Annotated in this window: 24 protein-coding genes and 1 pseudogene; 7 read left to right on the top strand and 18 right to left on the bottom strand. The window is 73.7% G+C overall.

Annotation, left to right across the window (positions count from 1 at the left end):
• Positions 1–14 precede the first annotated feature (14 nt).
• Both PV410_RS03145 and PV410_RS03140 read left to right on the top strand, forming a co-directional pair.
• Positions 15–1,019, top strand: a complete 1,005-nt coding sequence (locus PV410_RS03145; RefSeq protein ID WP_500322141.1) for an ATP-binding cassette domain-containing protein — start codon at positions 15–17, stop codon at positions 1,017–1,019.
• Positions 1,016–1,810: an ABC transporter permease gene (locus PV410_RS03140; protein WP_500322139.1), complete on the top strand. Its 795-nt coding sequence runs from the start codon at positions 1,016–1,018 to the stop codon at positions 1,808–1,810. Before PV410_RS03145 ends, PV410_RS03140 begins: the two co-directional genes overlap by 4 nt.
• A gap of 72 nt (positions 1,811–1,882) precedes the next feature.
• On the opposite strand, the gene PV410_RS03135 is transcribed toward PV410_RS03140, so the two are convergent.
• The 9 genes from PV410_RS03135 to PV410_RS03095 all read right to left on the bottom strand — a co-directional run bounded on the left by PV410_RS03135 (position 1,883) and on the right by PV410_RS03095 (position 12,055).
• Positions 1,883–3,544, bottom strand: coding sequence for an alkaline phosphatase D family protein (locus tag PV410_RS03135; protein ID WP_500322137.1), 1,662 nt, complete (start codon positions 3,542–3,544; stop codon positions 1,883–1,885).
• Between the two features lie 113 nt (positions 3,545–3,657).
• On the bottom strand, positions 3,658–4,329 hold the full coding sequence (locus PV410_RS03130; protein ID WP_500322135.1) for an HNH endonuclease family protein: 672 nt from the start codon (positions 4,327–4,329) through the stop codon (positions 3,658–3,660).
• Between the two features lie 182 nt (positions 4,330–4,511).
• A complete protein-coding gene (locus PV410_RS03125) occupies positions 4,512–4,913 on the bottom strand; it encodes a DUF742 domain-containing protein (protein WP_500322134.1) in 402 nt (133 codons plus the stop codon).
• On the bottom strand, positions 4,910–5,359 hold the full coding sequence (locus PV410_RS03120) for a roadblock/LC7 domain-containing protein (protein WP_500322132.1): 450 nt from the start codon (positions 5,357–5,359) through the stop codon (positions 4,910–4,912). Before PV410_RS03120 ends, PV410_RS03125 begins: the two co-directional genes overlap by 4 nt.
• Positions 5,356–7,686 (bottom strand): sensor histidine kinase, encoded by a 2,331-nt coding sequence (locus tag PV410_RS03115; RefSeq protein WP_500322131.1) that lies wholly within the window; start codon positions 7,684–7,686, stop codon positions 5,356–5,358. The genes PV410_RS03120 and PV410_RS03115 overlap by 4 nt, the downstream gene beginning before the upstream one ends.
• 248 nt (positions 7,687–7,934) lie before the next feature.
• The gene (locus tag PV410_RS03110; RefSeq protein ID WP_500322393.1) at positions 7,935–8,693 is read right to left on the bottom strand and encodes a Mut7-C RNAse domain-containing protein; all 759 of its coding nucleotides are present in this window, start codon (positions 8,691–8,693) and stop codon (positions 7,935–7,937) included.
• An 854-nt stretch (positions 8,694–9,547) separates the two neighbouring features.
• Positions 9,548–10,210, bottom strand: a complete 663-nt coding sequence (locus tag PV410_RS03105; RefSeq protein ID WP_500322130.1) for an HAD-IA family hydrolase — start codon at positions 10,208–10,210, stop codon at positions 9,548–9,550.
• A 178-nt stretch (positions 10,211–10,388) separates the two neighbouring features.
• Entirely contained in the window at positions 10,389–11,012 is a 624-nt protein-coding gene (locus tag PV410_RS03100; RefSeq protein WP_500322128.1) for a hypothetical protein, read from the bottom strand.
• A gap of 59 nt (positions 11,013–11,071) precedes the next feature.
• On the bottom strand, positions 11,072–12,055 hold the full coding sequence (locus PV410_RS03095; protein WP_500322126.1) for a peptidoglycan-binding domain-containing protein: 984 nt from the start codon (positions 12,053–12,055) through the stop codon (positions 11,072–11,074).
• A 187-nt stretch (positions 12,056–12,242) separates the two neighbouring features.
• On the opposite strand from PV410_RS03095, the gene PV410_RS03090 reads away from it, so the two are divergent.
• A complete protein-coding gene (locus PV410_RS03090; protein ID WP_500322124.1) occupies positions 12,243–14,288 on the top strand; it encodes an MDR family MFS transporter in 2,046 nt (681 codons plus the stop codon).
• Between the two features lie 28 nt (positions 14,289–14,316).
• Here the strand turns inward: PV410_RS03090 and PV410_RS03085 are convergent, their stop codons facing one another.
• Entirely contained in the window at positions 14,317–14,823 is a 507-nt protein-coding gene (locus PV410_RS03085; RefSeq protein ID WP_499511667.1) for a hypothetical protein, read from the bottom strand.
• Positions 14,824–14,914: 91 nt separating this feature from the next.
• Positions 14,915–15,244 (bottom strand): antibiotic biosynthesis monooxygenase family protein, encoded by a 330-nt coding sequence (locus tag PV410_RS03080; protein WP_500322123.1) that lies wholly within the window; start codon positions 15,242–15,244, stop codon positions 14,915–14,917.
• Between the two features lie 83 nt (positions 15,245–15,327).
• Here PV410_RS03080 and PV410_RS03075 point away from each other — a divergent pair, with 83 nt between their 5' ends.
• Positions 15,328–15,609, top strand: coding sequence for a DUF2087 domain-containing protein (locus PV410_RS03075; protein ID WP_500322121.1), 282 nt, complete (start codon positions 15,328–15,330; stop codon positions 15,607–15,609).
• A gap of 40 nt (positions 15,610–15,649) precedes the next feature.
• Here the strand turns inward: PV410_RS03075 and PV410_RS03070 are convergent, their stop codons facing one another.
• Positions 15,650–16,339 (bottom strand): hypothetical protein, encoded by a 690-nt coding sequence (locus PV410_RS03070; protein WP_500322119.1) that lies wholly within the window; start codon positions 16,337–16,339, stop codon positions 15,650–15,652.
• A gap of 120 nt (positions 16,340–16,459) precedes the next feature.
• Positions 16,460–17,128 (bottom strand): DedA family protein, encoded by a 669-nt coding sequence (locus PV410_RS03065; protein ID WP_500322117.1) that lies wholly within the window; start codon positions 17,126–17,128, stop codon positions 16,460–16,462.
• A gap of 521 nt (positions 17,129–17,649) precedes the next feature.
• On the opposite strand from PV410_RS03065, the gene PV410_RS03060 reads away from it, so the two are divergent.
• The 3 genes from PV410_RS03060 to PV410_RS03050 all read left to right on the top strand — a co-directional run bounded on the left by PV410_RS03060 (position 17,650) and on the right by PV410_RS03050 (position 21,382).
• On the top strand, positions 17,650–19,071 hold the full coding sequence (locus PV410_RS03060) for a family 2B encapsulin nanocompartment shell protein (protein ID WP_500322115.1): 1,422 nt from the start codon (positions 17,650–17,652) through the stop codon (positions 19,069–19,071).
• Between the two features lie 211 nt (positions 19,072–19,282).
• On the top strand, positions 19,283–20,050 hold the full coding sequence (locus PV410_RS03055; RefSeq protein WP_500322113.1) for a DUF4097 family beta strand repeat-containing protein: 768 nt from the start codon (positions 19,283–19,285) through the stop codon (positions 20,048–20,050).
• 90 nt (positions 20,051–20,140) lie between these two features.
• The gene (locus PV410_RS03050; protein WP_499511675.1) at positions 20,141–21,382 is read left to right on the top strand and encodes a hypothetical protein; all 1,242 of its coding nucleotides are present in this window, start codon (positions 20,141–20,143) and stop codon (positions 21,380–21,382) included.
• A gap of 37 nt (positions 21,383–21,419) precedes the next feature.
• Here the strand turns inward: PV410_RS03050 and PV410_RS03045 are convergent, their stop codons facing one another.
• The 5 genes and pseudogenes from PV410_RS03045 to PV410_RS03025 all read right to left on the bottom strand — a co-directional run bounded on the left by PV410_RS03045 (position 21,420) and on the right by PV410_RS03025 (position 23,613).
• A complete protein-coding gene (locus tag PV410_RS03045; protein ID WP_500322111.1) occupies positions 21,420–21,638 on the bottom strand; it encodes a hypothetical protein in 219 nt (72 codons plus the stop codon).
• 95 nt (positions 21,639–21,733) lie between these two features.
• A pseudogene (locus PV410_RS03040) lies at positions 21,734–22,237 on the bottom strand (phosphotransferase); the annotation flags it as partial.
• Positions 22,180–22,644 (bottom strand): hypothetical protein, encoded by a 465-nt coding sequence (locus PV410_RS03035; protein ID WP_500322110.1) that lies wholly within the window; start codon positions 22,642–22,644, stop codon positions 22,180–22,182. The pseudogene PV410_RS03040 and the gene PV410_RS03035, both read right to left, overlap by 58 nt.
• 64 nt (positions 22,645–22,708) lie before the next feature.
• Positions 22,709–22,933, bottom strand: coding sequence for an FmdB family zinc ribbon protein (locus PV410_RS03030; RefSeq protein WP_499511677.1), 225 nt, complete (start codon positions 22,931–22,933; stop codon positions 22,709–22,711).
• A 20-nt stretch (positions 22,934–22,953) separates the two neighbouring features.
• On the bottom strand, positions 22,954–23,613 hold the full coding sequence (locus tag PV410_RS03025) for an O-methyltransferase (RefSeq protein WP_500322108.1): 660 nt from the start codon (positions 23,611–23,613) through the stop codon (positions 22,954–22,956).
• Positions 23,614–23,631 lie beyond the last annotated feature (18 nt).

Below are 23,631 nucleotides of genomic sequence, written 5' to 3'. Positions count from 1 at the left end.
GAATGGAGGGCCCCATGCCTTCATCTGTCATGCCCACGCCCAGGCAAGGTGACCGTCACGCCTCACCCGCCGCCATCTCCGCCATCGGTCTGCGCAAGTCCTACGGCGACAAGACCGTGCTCGACGGCATCGACCTGCGCATCCCGGCCGGATCCGTGTTCGCGTTGCTGGGTCCGAACGGGGCGGGGAAGACCACCGCGGTGAAGATCCTGTCCACGCTCATCGCCGCCGACGGCGGGCAGGCCCAGGTCGCCGGCCACGACCTGGCCGGCGATCCGCAGGCGGTGCGTGCCGCGATCGGGGTCACCGGGCAGTTCTCCGCCGTCGACGGGCTGATCACCGGCGAGGAGAACATGCTGCTGATGGCGGACCTGCACCACCTGTCCAAGGCCGAGGGACGGCGGGTGGCCGCCGCGCTGCTGGAACGCTTCGACCTCACCGAGGCCGCCGGCAAGCCAGCCGCCACCTACTCCGGCGGCATGAAACGCCGCCTGGACATCGCCATGACCCTGGTCGGCAACCCCCGCATCATCTTCCTGGACGAACCCACCACCGGCCTGGACCCCCGCTCCCGCCACACCATGTGGCAGATCATCCGCGAACTCGTCACCGGCGGCGTCACCGTCTTCCTCACCACCCAGTACCTGGAGGAGGCCGACGAACTCGCCGACCGGATCGCCGTCCTCCACAACGGCACCATCGCCGCCGAAGGCACCCCCGACGAACTCAAACGCCTCATCCCCGGCGGCCACATCCGGCTGCGCTTCACCGACCCCACCGCCTACCACCACGCCGCCACCGCCCTGCCCGGCGCGGCCCGCGACGACGACGCCCTGACCCTGCAACTGCCCAGCGACGGCAGCCAACGCGACCTGCGCACCCTCCTGGACCGGCTCGACGCCGCCGCCGTCCACGCCGACGAGCTGACCGTCCACACCCCCGACCTCGACGACGTCTTCTTCGCCCTCACCGGCGACACCGCCACCGTCCCCCACCAGCCCACGGAGGCCCTGCGATGAGCACATCGACCCACGCCCTGCGCGACTGCTCCACCATGCTGCGCCGCAACCTCCTGCACGCCCGCCGCTACCCCTCCCTGACCCTCAACCTCCTCCTCACCCCGATCATGCTGCTCCTGCTGTTCGTCTACGTCTTCGGCGACACCATGAGCGCCGGCATCGCGGGCGGCACCCCCGACCGCTCCGCCTACATCGCCTACCTCGTCCCCGGCCTGCTCCTGATGACCATCGGCAGCACCACCATCGGCACCGCCGTCTCGGTCTCCAACGACATGACCGAAGGCATCATCGCCCGCTTCCGCACCATGGCCATCCACCGCGGCTCCGTGATCGTCGGACACGTCATCGGCAGCGTCCTGCAATCCGTCCTCAGCGTCGTCCTCGTCGCCGCCGTCGCCGTCGCCATCGGCTTCCGCTCCACCCACGCCACCCCCCTGGAATGGCTCGCCGCCCTGGCCCTGCTCGTCGGCTTCGCCACCGCACTGACCTGGATCGCCGTCGGCATGGGCCTGGTCAGCCCCAATGCCGAGGCCGCCAGCAACAACGCCACCCCCCTGATCCTGCTCCCCCTGCTGTCCAGCGCCTTCGTGCCCCTGCACTCCATGCCCGGCTGGTTCCGGCCCATCGCCCAGTACCAGCCCTTCACCCCCGCCATCGAGACCCTCCGTGGCCTCCTCCTGGGCACCGGCATCGGCGACAACGGGTGGATCGCCGCCGCCTGGTGCGCCGGCCTCACCGTCCTCGGCTACCGCTGGTCCACCGCGAGGTTCAACAGCACCAGCACCTTCTGATCCGGTGCACGCACCACGGCGGAGGGCCCCGCGCGCCGCGCGGGGCCCTCTGCTCGGATTACGCGTCCCTGCTCAGTCCGTCGTGAGGTGGGTGTCCATCACCGTCACCAACTCCGCCCGCCGTGCCGTCCCCTTGGGGGCCCGGGTCTGGTCCAGCCGGAGCGCGGCGGCGCGGCCGCGCAGGGACAGGGTCATGAGCTGGTTGCCGAACCATGGGCCGCCCGTCTTGCGCCAGCGCAACGACGGGGTGCCGGCGCGGCCGTGACGGGCGAGGGCGCGGCCGATGAGCCGGGCGGGGCCCGTCCAGGCGAAGCGGAAGGCGAGGCGCATGAAGCCGGGGATCGTGTTGTGGACCGGCGAACAGGTCAGTTGCAGCAGACGGGAGCGCAGCGGCGTGCCGGGCCGGTGGGCCTCGGCGGTGTAGGCGTGGTGGACGTCGCCGGACAGGACGCAGATCGTGGCGGGGGCCTCGGGGGCGTCGGCGGCGTCGGTGAGGAGCCCGGCGAGGGCGTCGAAGGAGTCGGGGAAGGCCGACCAGTGTTCGAGGTCGCCGGCCTGGCGCAGGCGTTCGCCGCGGTGCGTCCAGCGGTGGCCGCGGCTGCCGCCGCAGAGGGCGGAGCTCCACGCCTCCGCGTCGTGGACGGCGTGCGGGAGGAGCCAGGGCAGGGAGGTGCCGATGAGCAGGTGGTCGAAGCTGCCGTCGGGGCGGACGTTCTGGCGCAGCCAGTCGAGTTCCGCCGGGTCGAGCATGGCGCGGTCGTGCTCGTCCAGGACGCGGGCGGCGCGTGAGTCGACCATGAGCAGGCGGGTGCGTCCGAGGTCGCGGCGGTAACTCCAGCGGGTGTGCGCCGGGTCGGCCTCCACGCGTGCGGCGAAGGCGCGCAGGGTCTCCGTGCCGTCCTCGGCGGCGCGCACCGCGGCGAGGAGCTTGTCGGCGGCGAGTTCGGCGGGGGTGAGGTTGCCGAGGTGCTGGTGGACCCAGTACGAGGTGAGGCCGCTGGTGACGCGCTCGTGCCACCAGGCCGTCTCCCGCATGGTGTTGCGCCACGTGTGGGAGGTGTTCCAGTCGTCTATGACGTCGTGGTCGTCGAAGATCATGCAGCTGGGCACCGTGGACAGCAGCCAGCGGATGTCCGGGTCGAGCCAGGACTCGTAGTAAAGGTGGGTGTATTCCTCGTAGTCGGCGACCTGGTCCCAGGGCGGCTCGTCCAGGTCGCGGCGCCGGGCGAGCCAGCGGCGGGTGGCCGCGGAGGTCTCGTCGGCGTAGATCTGGTCGCCGAGCAGCAGCAGGAGGTCGGGGCGGGGCGCGTCGCCGGAGCCGATGTGGTGGGCGAGGGTGTCCAGCGCGTCGGGGCCGATGGGGTCGGGTTCGTCCGGGGGCGGCGCGGCCCAGCGGCAGGAGCCGAAGGCGACGCGCAGCGGCTGTCCGTCCTCCCCGCCGTCCCCGTCGTGCCCGGCGGTGTGGATGGTGCTGGGCGGGTACGGGGAGCCGGGCAGCGGCCAGACCTGCTGCCCGTCGAGGAGGACGCGGTAGGGCGTGGAGGTGCCGGGGCGCAGCCCCGTCACGGTGACGATCGCGTAGTGGTGGCCCGCGATCTGCCAGGTGCGCTCGCTGCCGGTGGCCCCGTCCTCGCAGGCGACGGTCGCCGTGGCGGGGCGGTCCGCCTCGACCCACACGGTGGCCGTGTCCTCGTCCACGTATCTCAGCAGCGGGCCCAGGCGCAGTTCTGCCATGGCGGTCGGCCTTCCCTCCGTCGTCGTGAGTTGTGGACGTCGGAGGGAAGGCGTGAGTTCCCGGCCCCGCCCGGGCCGCGGTCCCGGCGGCCGGGCGGGGCCGGGACGCACCGTCAGCAGCCGCTGAGGACGCTGCTGAGCTTGCTCTTCTCGGCGGAGTCGACCGCCAGGTTGTAGTAGTACTTCACCTGGACCCAGGCGCGCACGTAGGTGCAGGCGTACGCGGTGCGGGACGGCATCCACGTGGCCGGGTCCTGGTCGCCCTTGGCCTGGTTCACGTTGTCGGTGACGGCGATGAGCTGCGGGCGGGTGAGGTCGTTGGCGAAGGCCTGCCGCTGGGAGGTGGTCCAGGCGGAGGCGCCGGAGTCCCAGGCCTCGGCGAGGGGCACGAGGTGGTCGATGTCGAGGTCGGACGCGGCGGTCCAGGTGGCGCCGTCGTAGACGGAGTACCAGCTGCCGCTGGTGGCGGCGCAGGAGGAGTCGGTGACCACGCCGCTGCCGTCGCGCTTGAGCACCGTCTCACGGGTGTTGCAGGCGCCGCTGATGGTGATCCAGTGGGGGAACAGGTCGCGGTTGTATCCGGTGCGGTTCTCGGTGGCGACCCTGAGCGAGGCCAGGTAGGTACGGGCGGTGGCGGCGCTGACGGGGGTGGGGAGCGCCGCCTGGGCGGTGGGGCCGTTCAGGGTCGCGAAGCCGGCGAACAGGCTGGTGAGCGCCACGAGGAGACCCAGGCGTCGACGCGCGTAGACACTGCGCCGCGCGAGAGCACTGCGTATCCGGGACATAGGGAACTCCCTTGGGTGTGGGGGTGTTTGGCCGCTGGAACCGTCGGCCATCCTTCTGCTGGGACGTTTCTGCCGGACGAGCGGCAGGTAACAGGTTGGCGACATGGACACGTCATGTCTAGAGGTCGGACCGCACCGGATCCGCGCCTCCTCCCCCGCGGGCCGGCGCGGGGGACCCGCCCTCACAGGGCGCGCAGCCCGCGGATCACCTCGCGCAGCAGATCCGCGTCGGGCCGCCCGGCGGCGGCCGGCGGCGGGTCCACCCGGGCGAGCCCGGCGTCGACCAGGTCACCGAGCACGACGCGCACCACGGTGACCGGGAGGTCGGCGTCGGCCGCCAGCTCCACCAGGGGCAGCGGCCCCTGACGGCGCAGCAGCTCCAGCAGGGAGGCGCGCGCGTGGTCGACCAGCCCGTGCGCCCGCGGGCCCGTGGGCTCGTCCAGGGCCCGGACCCGGTCCATCAGCGTGAAGGAGCGCTCCGTGTCGGGGCGAGTACGGCCCCCGGTCACGGTGTACGGACGGACGATCGGGCCGGACTCCTCGTCGTACCAGCGGTCCTCGCCGCCCTCGGCGCGCCGGGTCACTCCTCGCCCGGATCGTCCGCCGCGCGGGCGGGAGTGGCCAGGTGCCGTCCGGTGCGCTTGACGAGCAGGCCCATCTCGTAGGCCAGTTGCCCGACATCCGCGCCCGAGGCGCACAGGACCGCCAGGCAACTGCCCTCGCCGGCCGGGGTGACGAACAGGTAGGCGTCGTCCAGCATCACCATGACCTGGCGGACCCCGCCCACCGCGAACGACCGGCCGGCCGACTTGGCCAGGCCGTTGAAACCGGAGCACACCGCGGCCAGATGGTCGACGTCCTTGCCGGTCAGCCCCTTGGATGAGGCCGTCGCCAGCCCGTCCCCGGACAGCAGCACGGCCTGGCGCACGTGATCCGTGCGGTCCACCAGGTCGTCCAGCAGCCAGTCCAGACCCTCGGCGGCCCCGGCGTCCTCGGGATGTGCCGTGCCGGACGGCTCGGCGTCAGTCATGTCCCTGCCCCTCCTTCTCCCGCACCGTCGCGTCCCCGGTTCAGCCCTCGCTGGAAGGCCCCGAAGATCGCCCCCATCTGCTCCGGCGACAGGCCGGCGCCGGTGACCTCGCGCCCGGCCTCCGGATCGTCCGCCCCGGCGCGCAACTGCGGGGCCAGGTTCGCCTGGCGCACCCGTGTGGGCAGCGCCGCCGCCGCGCCGGTCCCGGGAGCCGTGGGCACGGCCGGGACCGGCCCGGGCACCGCCCGCGTGGCCGGCTCACGCCTGCGCCGCGGCAGCGGGCCGGACGGCTCCGCCACGGCCCCGTCGCCCGGCGCGCTCCCCGCGGTCACCGCCCGGGCCCCGGCGGCGGTCGCCACGGGCTCCGGCCCGGACTCCGTACCCGCCCCGGCGGTGACGGGCGCCAGCACCGGCCCCGGCAGGAAGACCACCGCCGTGGTGCCGCCGAACGGGGAGCGGGTGAGCGTCACTTCGACGCCGTGCCGGTGGGCGAGGCGGCCGACGACGTACAGGCCGAGCCGTTCGCTGCGCGCCGGGTCGAAGTCCTCCGCGTGCCGGAGCGTGGCGTTGGCCTGTTCGAGCTCGTCGGCGTCCATGCCGAGGCCGCGGTCGTCGATCTCCAGGGCGAAGCCGTGCGCGGCCTCGCCGACCCGCATGGTCACCTGGGTGCGCGGTGGGGAGAACACCGTGGCGTTCTCGACCAGTTCGGCGATGAGGTGGATCAGGTCGACCACGGCCTCGCCGACCACGCCGACCTCCGGCATGGGCGGCACCACCACGCGCGCGTACTCCTCGACCTCCCCGACCGCCGCGCCGACGACGTCGACGATCGGCACCGGCTTGCGCCAGACGCGTCCCGGCGCGGCCCCGGAGAGGATGATCAGGCCCTCGGCGTGGCGGCGCATGCGGGTGGTGAGGTGGTCGATGCGGAACAGCTCGGCGAGCGCGTCGGGGTCGGAGGTGCGCCGTTCGAGGGTGTCGACGAGCTTCAGCTGGCGGTGCACCAGCGCCTGGTTGCGGCGGGCGATGTTGAGGAACAGCGCCGACATCGCGCGCCGCAGGTCGGCCTGCCGGACGGCCGCCTCGACCGCGGCCCGGCGCGCCGCGTTCAGCGCGCGGCCGACCTGCCCGATCTCGTCCGGGCCCGCGCTGTCGGAGCCGTCGTCCTCCGGCCGCCCGAAGGCGAGCGGCGGCGCCTCGGCGGCCACGTCGACCTGCTCGCCCGCGCCCAGCCGCCGGGTCACCTCGGGGAGCTGGCGCACCGCCAGGGTGTCGGCGGCGTCCCGCAGTTCCTCCAGCCGCCGGGTGATCCGGCGCCCGGTGCGGACGGAGAACCAGAGGGACAGTCCCACGCCGAGCAGTCCCGCGCCGCCCGCGGCACCCGCGTACAGCAGCTCCCGCCGGGCGAAGTCCCGGCCGCGGGCGGCGGCGTTCTTCGCCGCGTCGGTGCACAGCAGCATGTACCTGCGGACGGCGTCGTCCATGGTCCGCCGCCACGACGCGCTCACCAGCACCTTGCCGGTGCCGGTCGCGCCGGCCCGGAGCAGGGCGTCCTCGCCCTCGACCAGGGACCGGTAGAGCGGCCCGCGCTCGAACTCCCGGAAGAGGGCGCGCGAGTCGGCGGGAAGGGGCGGTACGTAGGTGCGCTGGAAGACCCGGCGGTCCTCGATCGTGGCGGCCAGCCGGCGGAACCGGTCGGTGGTGAAGCCGCCCGCGACCCGTCCTCCGGTCACCAGCGCGTCCTCGTGGGAGACGAACTCGCGCACCCGGACGAGCCCGGCGACGTTCTGCGCCTCGCGGGCCAGCTGCCCGTTCTGCAGGGCGGTCAGGCCGGTCTGCACCTCGAAGGTGGGCAGGACGACGTCGGTGTAGCGGTCCACGGCGCGCGCCCAGTCGATCCGCCCGGCGATGACGTCGCGGCGCAGCGCGGGCAGCCGGTCCACGGCGGCGAGCGCCCGGGTGAGCACCCGGCTCTGGCCGGCGCTGAGGTCACCGCGCTCGCCCCGGTCGCCGATCGCCGCGCGCATCGCGGCGATCACCTCGTCGGTGTGCCGCTGCTGCCCGGTGAGGTCGGCCAGCGCGCTCCGGCTGCTCCCGGAGGCCAGGTACGCGGCGGACAGCCGCCGTTCGACCTGGATCTGGCCGACGGCGGTGTCGACCGGGGTCCCGTAGTGGACGTAGACGGCCTGCAGCCGGATGAGGTCGCGCAGTTCGCCCGTCACCGAGACCACGGCGAAGGTCCACAGTGAGACGAGGACGACGACGGGGATCAGCACCAGGGCGAGGATCCGGGTGCGGATTGTGCGGCTGCCGGGACGGCGACGCATGCACTCTCCAGGCTGCTCGGACGGTGGACAGCCGGATCCCGCCGCGCGGGACACGCTACGCGCCCGTACGACTACGTTCCGCTCGGCGGAACCGGTTGCGCAGTACCGTAGCGACGGCCTCTACCGGTGAGTAGCCGATGGGACGAATCGTGAAGTGCAAGCGCTGTGCCATGGCTCACAGTTGCCGCGGCTTGTGGGCCTTCGGGGCACTTGTCCCCACCGCGGGACGCCGGAGCCGCCCGCGACCCTCAGGAACCCCCGGCCCCCGACGGCACGGCGGAGCCGCCGCCGAACTCGCCCACCGCGTCCCGGACGATCGCGTCCAGCCGGGCGTGGTGCGCGCCGCGCCAGTACGGGCGCTCGCAGACGACGCACTGCGCGAACACGTCGTAGCTGCGCCGGGTGCCGTGCTCCAGCTTCTCCCACACGGTGTCCTTGTCGGCCTCCCGCAGCGGCCCGTTGCACGCCGTGCAGCGCGTCCAGGGCTCCAGGACGGGGGCGAACCGGCCGAGCACGTCGCGCAGTTGCTCGTCGGGCTGGTCGCTGTAGACGTAGGCGCCCGCCCACAGTTCCCGGCGGCGCAGCAGGCCGCGGTCCCGCGAGAGCATCACCCGCCGTTCGGCGGCCGACCGGGCGGCCAGGGCGGGGTCGCCGATGTCCTCGCTCTCGTACGCGGCGTCGACCCCCAGCAGCCGCAACCGCCGGGCGAGCGTGCCCAGGTGCACGTCGAGCAGGAAGCGCAGCGGCGCCCCCGGCACGGACTGCGGCCGCCTGACGGGCTCGACCTCGACGTGCACGCCGGCGACCGGGACGTACGAGACGGGGACCTCGCGGCCGTCCGCCAGCAGCCGGCCGACCTCGGTCAGCGGGACGCCGAGCGACTCCACGACGTGTCCCAGCGTGGACACCCCGTCGGTGACGACGGTGGTCCGCCCCTCCCGTCGTGGCGCCGCGGCGAAGAGCCGCAGCGCGGAGGCGAAGCTGATGCCGATCTCGGGTCCGTTCACACCGCTCACCCGGCCAGGATGTCACCTCGGCGGCGCAGGGCACACGGGGATTTCCCCGGGCGGGTCACACCGCGCCGTGCTCGACGGGGCTCTGGGCGCGGTCCGGCACCGCCTGCCGGGTGGCCACCTTGCGGCCGTCCTCACCGAGCCCCTCGCGCAGGGTGCGGGCCATGTCCGCCATTCAGCGGAACTCGCCCGTGGCCAGGAAGCGTTCGCCCGCGGCCTGCGGCGAGGCCATCGCGCGGATGTGGACGTCCACGAGGTCGCGCACGTCCAGACGGCGCCGGGCAGCACGGGGGTCCGTTACGGGTGCGGCCTGCTGCGGGTGCGGGTTGTGTGCGCCTGGGCGGGCATCCCCCGCCCACCCTCCCTCCCCCCAGCCTTCGGCCGGGGGGACCCCCATGGGCGCACCCCGCCACACACCCTCCTGCCGGCTTGGACGACTAACGGCCGGATGGGGTGAGGAGGCGGTCCGGGGTTGCCGCAGGTGCCTTACTGACCCCCCACCGGCCGTCATGCGCCCACACAAGGGGAGGGGGTGTGGCGGGGTGCGCCCGGAAGCGACGAGCGGGGAACCCGGCGCCGAATACTGCAGGGGTAAACCGCGAGCGCTGAGGACGTGCGCCGGCGCGGCCCCGACCCAGGCACACGATGCGCAGGCCCGCACTGACCGCGCCGGATGGGGGTCCCCCCGGCCGAAGGCTGGGGGAGGGAGGGCGGGCGGGGGGACGCCCGCCGCAGGCGCAAACAACCCGCACACAAACAACCACCGGGCAGCCCGGCGCAGCCGCCCGCAACCACAACGCACCCGCACACGACCACCGGGCCGCAAGGGGCACCCCGGGTCGGAGGCGCTAGCCGATACGGAGCAGGAACGTCCCGTCGGCGGCGGCCTCGACGCGGACCTGGGCGAGGGTGTCGACGTGGACCGTGGGCTCGTGGGCCGCGGCGCGGGGGCCGACACCGACCACCCGCATGCCGGCGGCCTTCGCGGCCGCAATGCCGACCTCGGAGTCCTCGAAGACCACGCAGTCCTCAGGGCCGAAGCCCAGTTCGGCGGCGCCCTTGAGGAAGCCCTCCGGGTCCGGCTTGCTGGCGCTGACGCGCTCCGCGGTGACCATGACGGCGGGCATCGGGAGGCGGGCGGCCTCCATGCGGGCCCGGGCGAGGGCCTCGTCCGCGGAGGTCACCAGCGCGTGCGGGCGGCCCTGCAGCGCGGCCATGAAGGCCGGGGCGCCCTCGACCGGGACCACGCCGTCGACGTCGGCGGTCTCCTCGGCGAGCATGCGGGCGTTGTCGGCGTGGTTCTCCGCCATCGGGCGGTCCGGGAGCAGCACCGCCATCGTGGCGTAGCCCTGGCGGCCGTGGACGACCTTCATCACGGCGTCGCCGTCGAGCCCGTGGGTCGCGGCCCACCGGCGCCAGCAGCGTTCGACCACGGCGTCGGAGTTGACCAGCGTGCCGTCCATGTCCAGCAGCAGGGCGCGGGCGGGGACGACGGTGGACGGCGACAGCATGGAACTCCCTCGGACGGACAAATCAAGTGGCCCGCCCGCCGGTCAGGGGAAACGGGCGGAGCCACTTTGTTCCTACACGATACAAAACCGTGCGGCGGTTCCGCCAGGGGGGTGCCCGAACGCGGCCGCCGCCGGGGCCGGCCCCGCCTCACGCCCCGCCTCACGGGCCCCGCGGACCTCAGGACGCGTCGCCCGCCCCGTCCACGTACTGCAGCAGTCCGTAGGTGAAGCCGGCGGTCCGGCGGCCGGCCCCCGGCAGGGCCTGGGGGTCGGTGAACTCCAGCCGCCAGCGGGTCGGGGCGTCGCCCTCCAGGGGCCGTGCGGGCGGGAACGCCCGGGCCACCTCGTCGACGGTGCAGGACCACGGCGCGAGGTCGTCGAGGCCCGACAGCTGCGGCCCCTGCTCCCCCGGGGCGCGGACCAGCCACTCGTTCCAGACCGCCCCGCCGCCCGGGGCGCACAGCACCTCGAACCGCAGGGTGGGCCACAGCGGGACCGGCCACAGCAGCGCCGGGCAGGTCAGGTCGCCCACCTTCCGCCGGAGCACCGCCTCGGGCGGCCCGAGCACCGCGCGGTAGCGGCGCTCGCCGCGCGGGAAGCCCTTGGCGTGTCCCCAGGCCTGCCAGCGGCGGTTCGCCTCCCGCATCTCGGTACGGCTCGCCCCGAGCGTGCGCAGCGCCTCCTCCACCAGTTCGGGCCGGTGGTCGGCCATGCGCCGCAGCAGGACGAGCTGGAAGCCCCTGGGGCCGAAGTCGTCGATCGCCACGCCCCCATCCTGCCGGAGCGCCCCGGGGCCGGACATGGCGGCGCCCGCCGCGGGACCTGGTCCCGGGGCGGGCGCTCACGGACGACGGAAGCCGGTCAGCCCCAGCCGTTCCCGTTCCCGTTGCCGTCGGAGTCCGGGTCCGGTGTCGCGCCGGTCTTCGCCTCCAGGGCCGCCCGGGTGTTGGGCCCGTAGACGCCCTGCGGATCGCCCTTGACCCCGTAGAAGAACTGGAAGCGGGCCACGGCGTCGCCGACCTTCCGGTCGAATTCGCCGTTCGCGGGGCCGTAGTAGAGCCGCACCGCCTTGAGACGGTTCTGGAGGTCCACGACGGCGGGTCCGCTGTCACCGCGCTGCAGCGTCGCGGGCGCGGGCGGCGGCGCTGCGGAGCTGGGCGCCTGGGAGACCTGGCCGCTGGCGGACGCCGTCGGCTGCGACGTGGCGGCGCTGGGCGTCGGGGCACCGGTCGTGGCCGAGGCCGAGGCGCTCGCGGACGCGAGCGTGGAGGGGGTGGCGCTGGGCGAGGCCGAGCGCGAGGCGGAGGCCGAGGGCCGCGCGGAGGACGGCAGTTCGACCGCCGGTTCGGAGGCGCCCTGGTCGGGGGCCGCCTCCGTACGGTCCGGCAGGCCGGTCAGCTGGGCGGTGAGGAAGACCGCGCCGACGGCGAGGCCGACCGCCCCGATGCCCGCGCCGGCGACGAGCGCACCGCGGCGGCGGCGATGGGCCCCGGCACGGCGCCTGCTCACGGCACGGGACGGGTAGGGCACCAGTTCACGGGACGCGGCGGCGACCGGCACCGGCAGCCGGTCCGAGGAGACCGTGCCGAGGTCGATGACGTCGGTGTCCTCCTCCGGCTCCGCGGCCCCCGCGGCCTCCTCCGGTGGCACCGGCGCCATGGGCGCGGTCGGCGGGTCCGCGTCCTGCGGTGGGAAGGCCTTGGCGGCCCCCGCCGCCACGGCGGCCGGGACGGCCTCCTCCGCGTCCGCGTACTCCTCCGGTCCCGGCACGTACGGCCGTACCCGGAGGGACTCGTACTCGTGCTCCTCCTGCGAAGCCGGTGATGCCGGCTTGTCAGACGCCACCGGCGCCCCCTCCCCATCCCCTGACAGTCGCAGTGATTATGCAGACCGCGCATGCCCGGTGCCCAGGCGCCTCCGTTCCCGACGGTCGTACAAACGGAGCCAATCTTGTGGAAAGGGTGTGAATATTTATAAGGAAGTGACGTGAACGCGGTACCGGAGCCCCGGTGCCCGAGCGGAACGAGTCCGTATGGCGCAGGACGACACCACTTCCCCCGCAGGGCGGGCCATGGCGGACGGCCCGGCGGAAGTGACCGACAAGCGGTCCGTCCACGTCGCGATCGGCGCGCTCGCGCTCGGTCTGCTGCTCGCCGCCCTCGACCAGACCATCGTCTCCACCGCGCTGCCGACGATCGTCAGCGACCTGGGCGGGCTGAAGCACCTCTCCTGGGTGGTCACCGCCTACCTGCTGGCCTCCACCGCCGCCACCCCGCTGTGGGGCAAGCTCGGCGACATGTACGGACGGAAGAAGCTCTTCCAGTCCGTCATCGTGATCTTCCTGATCGGCTCGGCGCTGTGCGGCCTCTCCCGGAGCATGGGCGAGCTCATCGCCTTCCGCGCGCTGCAGGGCCTGGGCGGCGGCGGACTGATCGTGCTGTCGATGGCGATCGTGGGCGACATCGTGCCGCCGCGCGACCGGGGGCGCTATCAGGGCGTGTTCGGGGCGGTGTTCGGCGCGAGCAGCGTGCTCGGGCCGCTGCTGGGCGGGCTGTTCGTGGACACCCTCAGCTGGCGCTGGGTGTTCTACGTCAACCTGCCGCTGGGCATCGTCGCGCTCGCCGTGATCGCGACCGTGCTCCACATCCCGGTGCGGCGGACCACGCACCGCATCGACTACGGGGGCATGGTGCTGGTGGCGGCCGCGGCGACCTGCCTGGTGCTGATGACCTCACTGGGCGGTACGACCTGGGCCTGGGGCTCCTGGCAGGTGGTCGGGCTCGCGGTGCTCGGCGTGCTGCTGGTCGCGGCCTTCGTCCTGGTCGAGCGGCGGGCCGAGGAACCGGTGCTGCCGTTGCGGCTGTTCCGCATCCGCACCTTCTGGATGTGCTCGGTGATCTCCTTCGTCGTCGGCTTCGCCATGTTCGGCTCGCTGACCTTCCTGCCGACCTTCCTCCAGGTCGTGCACGGCTACTCGCCGACCTGGTCCGGCGTGCACATGATCCCGATGGTGGTGGGCATGCTGGTGGCCTCCACCGCCTCCGGCCAGGTCGTCTCCCGCACCGGCCACTACAAGGTCTTCCCGATCGCCGGGACCGCCGTCACGATCGTCGGGCTGGTCCTGCTGCACCGGCTGGACGAGACCACACCGGTCTGGGCGCTGAGCCTGTTCCTGCTCGTCTTCGGCCTCGGGCTCGGCCTGGTCATGCAGGTGCTGATCCTCGTCGTGCAGAACGCCGTCGGCTACGCCGACCTGGGCGCGGCCACCTCCGGCGCCACCTTCTTCCGCTCCATCGGGGCGGCCTTCGGCGTCTCCACCTTCGGCACCATCTTCTCCACCAACCTCGCCCGCGAGGTCACCGCCGCCCTCGCCGGGCTCACCCTGCCGCCCGGCTTCGACCCGGCGATGATCCAGTCCGATCCGCGCGGCGTGCGGCAGCTCCCGCCGTCCCTGCGCGACCCCGTGCTGCACGCGTACTCCACCGCCATCACCAGCGTCTTCCTGTGGGCGGTACCGGTGTGCACGCTGGCCTTCGTCCTGGCCTGGTTCCTGAAGGAGCAGCCGCTGCGGCGCACCCTCACCGTGCCCGACGCGAGCGAGACGATCGGCACCAACCCCGTGGACCGCTCCTCCCTCGACGAGATCGCCCGCGGCCTGAGCGTCCTCGGCAGCCGCGAGGCCCGCCGCGACCTGTACGTACGGATCACCGCGCTGACCGGCCTCGGCCTCCAGCCCGCCTCCGCCTGGCTGCTGCTGTACATCGCCCGCACCGGCTCCGCCGACCCCGTCGACCTCGCCCTGCAGACCACGGTGCCGTACACGGTCATCGAGGGCGCCGCCTTCGAGGTCGAGGAACACCGCTACGCCGTCCGCCGGGGCAACCCGCTGTACCTCACCGAACGCGGTCAGGAGGTCGTGGCCCTGCTCACCGAGGCCCGCCGCAAGGTGCTGGCCGAACTCCTGGGCGACTGGAACCCCGAACGCCACGCCGACCTGGCCGCCCTGCTCACCCGTCTGACCACCGAACTCTGCGGCCAGGACCAGGACCGCCCCGGCCCCCACCGCCCCGCGGCGTGAGCAGCCGGGGCGGCCGGGACCGGGACGGTCACCGCGGTGACGCGGCGAAGGCGGCGAGCGCGGTGAAGTCGGGCTCGCGCAGGCCGACACGCGGGTCGACGTGGTGCAGGAGTGCCGGACCGGGGTGGTGGGTGGCGACCCAGTCCGTGTCGGCGGGGCCCTGCTCGTCGTCGACCCAGGCGAAACGGCGGCCGGCGGCGTACGCCACGAGCGCCTCGGTCTTCCAGTGCACGAGGTCGGGACGGTGCGCGAACAGCGCGGCGCCGAAGTCGACGTACGGCAGCTCGGGCAGGCCGATGACCGGCGCGATCCAGCGGTTGGCCTCCGCCATCCAGGTGGTGGCCCAGCACAGGTCGAAACCCAGCCCGAGCAGCGCCTCGCCGTGCGCGGGGTTGAGCCACACCCGCAGCGGGCGCGCGGAGACGCCGGGCGCCGGCACCCTCAGCGTGGTGTAGCCCTCGGGCCGCCGGGTGCGCTTGGCCGCGTACGGGTTGAGAGGGCCGTCGACGTCGAGGAAGAGCAGCGGCCGGTCCATGGTCACAGCCTGACGCGCGGTGATCGCAGACGGCAAGGCGGTTTCCCGGGCCGGTGGGCGGCGCCCCGCGGGAACGGGGCGCCGCGCGGGGTCAGGCCTGCTTCGGCGCGGCCTGCTGGACGACCTCGAAGGACCACAGGGTGGACCCGCTGGCAGCCGGCCTGGGCCGCTCCGCACCGCCCTCGCCGCCCTCGCGGTGCGCGGCCTGCATCGGGCCGGACATCCAGTTGCGGAAGTCCTCCTCGCTGCGCCACCGCGTGTAGACGAGGTACTGGTCGGTGCCCTCGACCGGGCGCAGCAGCTCGAACCACTCGAAGCCGTCCGAGCCCTCCACGGCGCCCGCCCGTGAGGCGAACCGCTTCTCCAGCACCTCGCGCTGCTCGGCCGGGACGGTCAGTACGTTGATCTTGACGACGCTCATGTCCCTATCGTGCCAGCCGAAATTCGCGTGCCCCCGGTCAGCCCCGCGTGTCACGCTGCCCGGCGGAATCTGTCGTCCCGAGCATGGAGGAGTGCGCTGTGTCCGAGAGCGGTGCGCATGCGGTGTCGGCCCTGTTCTCGCAGGGACGGCTCACGGTCATCCCGCGCCGGGTGGCGCGGCGCGAGCAGTTGCTGCGGCATCTGACCGAGACCCTCTTCCGGCCGGGGCGGGACTACCACGAGCGCGAGGTCAACGAGGCGCTGCGCACGGTGCACGACGACTGCGCGGCCCTCCGCCGCTACCTGGTGGAAGGCGGCTGGCTGGAGCGGTCGGTGGACGGGACCGCGTACCGCAGGACGCGCTGAGCCGTGGCCCCGCGCGGCCGGAGCCCGCTGCGCAGCGGGCTCAGCGGCCGGTGTCGTCCCGCGGCTGACCGGGACCCGGAGCGGCCGGGCCGGGAGCGGCAGCGCCGGGACCGCCCGGCGTGCCCTGCCGCTGCCCCGGTGCGAGCAGGATCACGCACACGGCGATGACCCACAGCCCGGCCAGCCCGAGGCCGATGAAGCCGGCGTACGGGATGAACATCAGCACGCCCAGGACGAAGGCCACCCAGCCCAGCCAGTGCGGCAGCGGGTCGCCGTCGCCGCGGGAGATCGCCAGTCCCGCCCCGAGCAGCATGACGCCGATCCCGGCCAGGATGGGCATGAACAGGTCGCTGCCGAGGGCGTTGAGCGCCTGGAGGGCGCCGCCGCCGACCAGGGCCCGGTCGCTGGCCTCGACCAGGCTGAGGGTGAGCCCGGCGCTGATCCAGAAGCCGAGGGCGGCCAGGATGCCGCCGGCGAAGGCGACCTGGGGCAGCCAGCCGGTGCGGTCGGACGTGGCCAGGACGTGCCGCAGGTAGCCGGCGAAGAAGACCAGGAAGAGTCCCGCCACGAGCAGCAGGTACAGGCCGACGCCCTGCCGTGTGTCGTGGGTGAGGTAGAACGCCCTGACCGCGACCCCCGAGCTGCCGATCCCCGGGGTGTCCCCCTGGAGCGCGTAGGAGACAGCGGCGAGGATCACGGCAGCCAGGCCGGTGAGCGGTCCGAGTCGCATCGGGGGGTCTCCGATCCGTCCGTTGGCCCCCCAGACCGGTTTCTGTCCGTACCGATGCTGTCACGGCTCGTGCGGGGCCGCCCATCGGCGGCGCCCACCCGGGGTGCGGACCGGTGCGGCTCAGCGGGCCTCGGCGACGGCGGCCCGCTCGGGCGTGGCCGCGGTCTGCGCGGGCAGCGTCACCGGGACGACCGTCTGGGCGCGGCGCTCCCGGCGGAAGACGTACGCGGCGAGGGAGCCGGAGCCGACCAGCGCGACGGCGGAGGTGGCGGTGCCGAGCCAGCCGGCGCCGAGCCACTGGCCACCCGCGTAGCCCAGGCCCACGCTGTACGCGGCCCAGGCCAGGCCGGCCAGCGCCGACCAGGGCAGGAACTCGCGGATGCGGCGGTGCGCGGCGCCGGCGGTGATGCTGACGACGGAGCGGCCGGCCGGGGCGAAGCGGGCGAGCACGACGAGCGCGCCACCGCCGCGGGACAGGACGGCACCCAGGATCTCCTGGGCGGTGGAGAGCCGGCGGGAGTGCGCCACGTGCTGGTCGATCCACTCGCCGCCGCGCCAGGCGAGGCGGTAGGCGGCCAGGTCGCCCAGGGTGGAGGCGACGGCCGCGCAGAGCAGTAGGGCGAGCACGTCGAGGACGTCGTTGCCGCCGGCGGCGGTGCCGGCCGTGGCCGCCGAGATCAGCAGGACGCCGCTCGGCATCACCGGCAGGAAGACGTCGAGCACGATGGAGGCGGCTACCAGGGCGTAGATCCACGGTGAATCGAACAGGGAACCTGCTCCGATGAACACCGCGTCCTCCTCTCCCTGCGAGTGCGCGGCGCCACCGAGGTGTGAGGCGGTATCACGCAGAAGCGGTTCCTCTGCGATCCGCTCTCAGCCGTACAGCGTACGCCAGCCATGCTCCTGTGATCTCCTCGGGGCGCGTGACGTTTTCCTCATCTTCGATGGTGACGATCGGGAATAGCACGCGATTAACCGGGAGGGACGACAGAACGTCCCCGGAACGAGATGTTCCGCTCGGCCTTCAGTCCGCATCATGGACATGCCACGCATTCAGCCCTCCGGCATCCGGCTCCCGCCCTCGCACATGCGTACGTCCACGACCGTCCGGCCCGCTCCGGCGGGCCCGGGACGCCACGCTCACCCGAATGAGTGAGTGCAGGGCGCTCCACCCGGTGGGTAGCTTCCGAGAGGAAAGCGGCAGAAGGCAGGGGGAACCACCGCACGAGAACCTCGTTTCACCGTGAATTGATTGCCTAATCCACGCTTTTGTGCGCGTGGGCCATCGGGCCGCAAGGGAAGGACCATCCATGACGGTTGAGCCGGGTGTCGCGTCGGAGGCGGCGACGGGGAACGGCCAGTCTCAGCGGAGTCTGGGCACCGCTGCCGCGCGGAATTTGGCGACGACCACCAAATCCGCGCCGCAGATGCAGGGAATCACATCGCGGTGGCTGCTGCGGGTGCTGCCGTGGGTCGAGGCCGCCGGCGGCGCCTACCGGGTCAACCGGAGGCTCAGCTACTCGGTGGGCGACGGAAGGGTGGACTTCGTCCAGACCGGCTCCGAGGTCCGGGTGATCCCGGCGGAGCTCGGCGAACTGCCGCTGCTGCGCGGCTTCACCGACGACGCGGTGCTGACCGCGCTCGCCGGGCAGTTCGAGCAACGGGAGTTCACGGCCGGGGAGACGCTCGTGGCCGCCGGGCAGCCGGCCGACCACGTCTTCCTCGTCGCCCACGGCAGGATCGACAAGCTTGCCCCGGCCAAGTGGGACGGCCAGGGCGTGATCGGCAGCATCGCCGACGGCGACCACTTCGGCTCCGAAGGGCTGGCCGGCCCCGACAGCACCTGGGACTACACCGCCAGGGCGGCCACCGCCGTCACCGTGCTGGCCCTGCCGCGCCAGGCCTTCCAGGCCGTCATGCAGCAGGCCGACGGGCTGCGCGAGCACGTGGCGGGCTTCGTCACCGGCACCCAGCAGGCGCAGAACAAGTACGGCGAGAAGGCCATCGAACTGGCCTCGGGCCACGTCGGGGAACCGGACCTGCCCGGCACCTTCGTGGACTACGACCTCTCCCCGCGCGAGTACGAACTGAGCGTCGCCCAGACCGTGCTGAAGGTCCACACCCGCGTCGCCGACCTGTACAACCAGCCCTACAACCAGGTCGAGCAGCAGGTGAAGCTGACCGTCGAGGCACTGCGCGAACGGCAGGAGCACGAACTGCTCAACAACCGGGAGTTCGGGCTGCTGCACAACGCCGACTACCGGCAGCGCATCACCACGCACTCCGGACCGCCCACCCCCGACGACCTCGACGAACTGATCAGCCGGCGCCGCAACGCCCAGTACCTGCTGGCCCATCCGCGGGCCATCGCGGCCATCGGAAGGGAATTCAACAGCCGCGGTCTGGTACCGCACACCATCGATTTCCACGGCCACCACGTGCCGTCCTGGCGCGGAATCCCGATCCTCCCCTCCAACAAGATCCCGATTTCCCGGGAGAACACCACCTCGATCCTGGTGATGCGCACCGGCGAGGACAACCAGGGCGTGATCGGCCTGCACCAGACGGGAATTCCGGACGAGTACGAGCCGGGCCTCTCGGTGCGTTTCATGGGGATCGACGAGAAGGCGATCATCTCCTATCTCGTCAGCACCTACTATTCGGCGGCCGTCCTCGTCCCCGACGCCCTCGGCGTTCTGGAGAACGTGGAGATCGCGCGTCCCGGAGCCTAGGCCCGGAGCCTGGCGCCGGCGCACACACGGCCTCCGGGTGCGGCGGCGCGTGCTCGTGGCGGGGCGGGCGGCCCCGGCCGGGCCAGTACCGTCCGCCACGAGCACGGCCGTCGGCCCGCCGAACCCCCGGGCGGGGCGGGGGTTTTCCCCACCCCGCTTCCGGTGGGCGGCCTGATTCCGGGCACATCGGACGCTCCGTAGCGTCCTGGGTATGACGAAGAGCACCCGCACGTTGAGGACCCTCGCCGCCGCCGCGGGCGTCGTGGCGCTGATCGGTACGGCGTCCGCCTGCGCGAACGCCTCCGACGACAGCGAGCCGGAGCGCAAGAGCTTCGCGCTCGACGGGAACGAACTGACCATCGACTCCTCCGACAGCAAGGTGGTGGTGAAACCGGCCGACGTGGACGAGATCCAGGTCACCCGCTGGTTCGACGGCTGGGCCGTGTTCGGCGACACGCCGAAGGCCACCTGGTCGATGCACGGGCACACCCTGACCTTCCGCACCAAGTGCCAGGGCGCCGTGCAGGACTGCTCGGTGCGTCAGGAGGTGCTGGTGCCGCGCGGGGTCCGCCTGACGGTGGTCAACGGCGACGGCAGCGTGGAGGCGAGCGGCTTCAGCACCCCGCTGGAGCTCACCACGGGCGACGGCTCGGTGGTCGTCCGGGACGTGACCGGCCCGCTCCGGCTCTCCAGCGGCGACGGCCGGATCGACGCCGGCGGCATCCGCTCCAGCGAGGTCAGCGCCCACACCTCGGACGGCTCGGTGAAGCTGGCCTTCGACAAGGTGCCCGACCTCGTCGAGGCGACGACCGGCGACGGCCGGGTCAGCGTCGTGCTGCCCCACCAGAGCTACAAGGTCTCCGCACGCTCAGGCGACGGGCACGTCAGCGTGGACGTCCCCCGCGACGACACCAGCGGCCACGTCGTGACGGTCCGTACGGGCGACGGCTCGGTGAGCGTCACGGAAGCCGGCCGCTGACCGCAACCGCCCGGCCCGTGTATTCGTCCCAGCCAGGTGGGAGACTGGAGCGGACAACCACCGGCGGCGGACCTGCGGGAGAGGGCGACTGTGACGACGGCACGCTCGTGGTGGCGGCGCGGGGACAACCTGCGCGCCGACGCCCAGGCCGCGAAGGACGCCGCCGCCGAGGCGTTCTACGAGCTGGACACCGCCCAGCGCGACCTGGTGATCTCCATAGAGACCATCACCGCCGTCGACAGCTCCCCCGCCGCGCGGCGCGCGAGCGATGACTTCCGGGCTCTGGGCGAGCGCATCGACCAGGTCAGCGCCGCCTACATCGCGGCGGTCGACGCCTACGACCTGGACCGCGACGAGTTGGAGGCCGCCACCGCGGCCCGCGCCCGTACCGAGCTCACCAAGGCGAAGGACGACCTGGTCCGTGCCAGGACCGACCTGGACGCCTTCGCGCGTGGGCTCGGCCCGCTGCTGGACAAGGCCGAGACCCAGCTCGCCCGCCTGGCCCCCGCCGTCGAACGGGCCCGCCAGGCCCTGCTCGCCGCGTCCAACGCGCTGGACGCCGTACGGGCATCGGGTCTTCGCGCCGACGACCTCGCGGCCCGGCTGGCGGCCCTCGGCCCGGAGCTGACCAAGCTCAACCAGGGCGCCGGCACGCACGGCGTGCAGGAGACCATCCGGCGCGCCGACGAGGTGCTGCGCACGGCCGAGGCCATCCGCGCGGAGGCCGAGCGCCTGCCCGAGCGGGCCCGTGAGATCGACAAGCGGATCGTGTCGCTGCGGACCCGGACCCAGGCCCTGGCGACCCGCACGGAGGGCGTCGATCCGGTCCTGAGCGAGTTGCGCCGCCGGTTCAGCATGGCGTGCTGGCAGGACCTGCAGCACGTGCCGGAGCGGGCGACGGAGGCCGTGGGCCGCGCGGAGCAGAAGCTCTCGGAGGCGGCCAAGGCCCGCGACGAGCAGCGCTGGCCGGACGCGACGGCCCTGCTCGGCACGGTGCGGGCGCTGCTCGACGACGCCGACGCGGCGGTGTCCGCGGCCGGCGACCGGCTGCGGCGGCTCAACGAGGTCAGCAAGGACCCGCACGGCGAGATCGAGCGGACCCGGTTCGCCGTCCGGGACGCCCAGCGGCTCGCCATGCAGGGCCGTACGACACCGGAGCAGCGGCACGCGCGCCCCCTCGACGAGGCCGTCGCCCGGCTCGACCGCGCCGTCGACGGACTGCAGGGCCGGCACCCCGACTGGTGGCACTTCCTCACCGAGACCGCAGCGGTGCGCGACATGGCGGCCCGGGTCGTCGCCGCGATCCGCGAGGACCGTGCCTCGGGACGCTAGCCGTACGCGGTGAGCCACCGGCGCCCACCCACCGCCACTACCGCTCGGCGCAGGACAGCGCGGCCCGGATCTCGGCGGCGGGGTCGCCCTCGTGGTAGACCCGCTCGCTCGGTTCGGTGTTGTCCAGGAACTCCTGGTAGCGGACGGCGTACAGCAGATGCGCCAGCGGCTCGCCCACCGTGAGCGCCCGCCGCGGGTCGGCCGCGGGCAGCACTGCCGACCAGGTCCGGACCCAGGCCTCGGCGGCGGCTCCCAACTGCGTGGGCCGAGGAACTCCCTTGGTCGCAGGCCGTCGAGGACGGGGTGGCCGTAGTGGCTGTCGGCGAAGTCCACCATGACCACGCGCCGCCCGTCGCAACGCCAGTTCCCCGGGTGGAAGTCACCGTGCACGACGGTGTACGGCAGCCCGCAGGCGTCCAGTTCCGCGACGAGCGCGGGCAGTCGCCCGGCGAGCCTGCGGGCCCGGGTCCGCTCCGCCGGGGTGAGTTCCCGGCCGGCCTGGCCGTCCAGCAGCCGGTGCACCCGGGCGGCCAGGGTCCGTGGTGTGCGGTCGGGCAGCCCGGCGGGCGCCGTCGTCGTGGCGAGCGCGGCCTGGGCGGACGCCAGCCGCCGCGCGGCGGCCGCCGCGACCTGCGGGGCGGCCCGCCAGCAGTCGTCGCCGGGCACGTGCCCGAGCAGCACCCCCCTCCGCCGCGGGGTGTCCGCCGCCAGGACCTCGGGGACGAACGCCCGGTCCGCGGCGGCGAAGAGCCCGATGACGGTGGCCTCGCAGGCGTTGAAGCGGGGGCTGGTCGTCTTCAGCCAGGCCGTGCGGCCGTCGCGGTCGTCATGCGGAACAGCCCGGAGAGGTTCCACGTCCTGACCTGCTCGGCCGTGCCACCGCCCAGCACGCCGTGCGCCCAGGCCAGGGCCTCGCGCAGGCCCGGCGCCGTCGCCCAGTCGGCCCGCAGCTCCTCCGGTCCCGGGAGCACACGGTCGCCGCCGCGGCCCGCGGGCCCGAGCGGCACTCCGTCGGGCGGCCTGCGCAGTGCCTCGGCGTGGTACGTCACCGCGCCGTCGCGCCCGCCTTCACCGCCCTCGACCGCGACCAGCCGCAGCACGGCCACCGGCACGCCGAGCAGGGCCTCCAGGCGTGCCACGACGTCCGTGACGTCGGACCACCAGGGGCCCGCGACGGTGAAGGGGCCGTACCCGCCAAGCCGTTCGCCGTCGTACGTCACCACGACGTCGACCACGCGTCCTGCCGCCTGCTGCTGCGTCACCCGGGCAGTGTCCCGCCCGGGGGGCGCCGTCCGGCGATCGGTCATCCGGCCCTGCCGCGGCCCGTCAGCCGCAGCAGCCCCCGCCGCAGCAGCCCCCGCCGCCCGCGGCCGGACGGGGGGCGGCCGCCGCGGAGGCGGCGGCGGTGCCGCCGACCGCGACCGTCGACAGGAGCTTGACCGTGTCGTCGTGCCCGGCGGGGCACTCCGCCGGCGCGGCGGACTCCGCCATCGGGCGGCTCAGCTCGAACGTGGTGCCGCAGGAGCGGCAGCGGTACTCGTAACGGGGCATGGGCACAGATTAACCACGGCTCACAGCTTGCGCGCCAGGGTCAGGCCGTCCGCCACGGTCAGCAGCAGCCCCTCGACGCGCCCGTCGGCCGCGACGCGGTCGTTGAACGCCCGGATCCCCGCCGTGTCACCCGTGGCGCGCGGGTCCACGACCCGTCCGTGGAAGAGCGTGTTGTCGGCGGCGATGATCCCGCCGGGCCGCATCCGCGGTACCAGCTCCTCCCAGTAGTTGACGTAGTTGCCCTTGTCGGCGTCGAGGTAGACCAGGTCGATCCACGGATCGCGCGGCAGCGCCCGCAGCGTGTCCAGGGCGGGCGCGATCCGCAGGTCCACGCGGTCGGCGACACCGGCCTTGGCCCAGGCCTCCCGGGCGACCGCGGTCCACTCCTCGGAGATGTCGCAGGCGATCAGGCGCCCGTCCGCGGGCAGCGCCTGCGCCATGGACAGGGCGGAGAAGCCGGTGAAGGTGCCGACCTCCACGACCTGCCGGGCCCCGGTCAGCCGCACCAGGAAGGCCAGCAGCGGACCCTGCTCGCGCGCCGACTGCATGCCCGCCGCGTCGCCGAAGCGGGTGTGCGTGATCTCGACCAGTTCCTCCTGGACCGGGTCCAGGGGCGGATTGTGCTCGAGGACATACGCGTACAGTTCGGGCGTGAGCTGCGGGTTCTTGGTCTCGGGCACGGCTGCTCCTTAAGGTGG

It is taken from the genome of Streptomyces sp. PA03-5A, from assembly GCF_033792725.1.
Lineage (GTDB): Bacteria > Actinomycetota > Actinomycetes > Streptomycetales > Streptomycetaceae > Actinacidiphila.
This window is presented reverse-complemented; position numbering and strand designations above follow the sequence as displayed.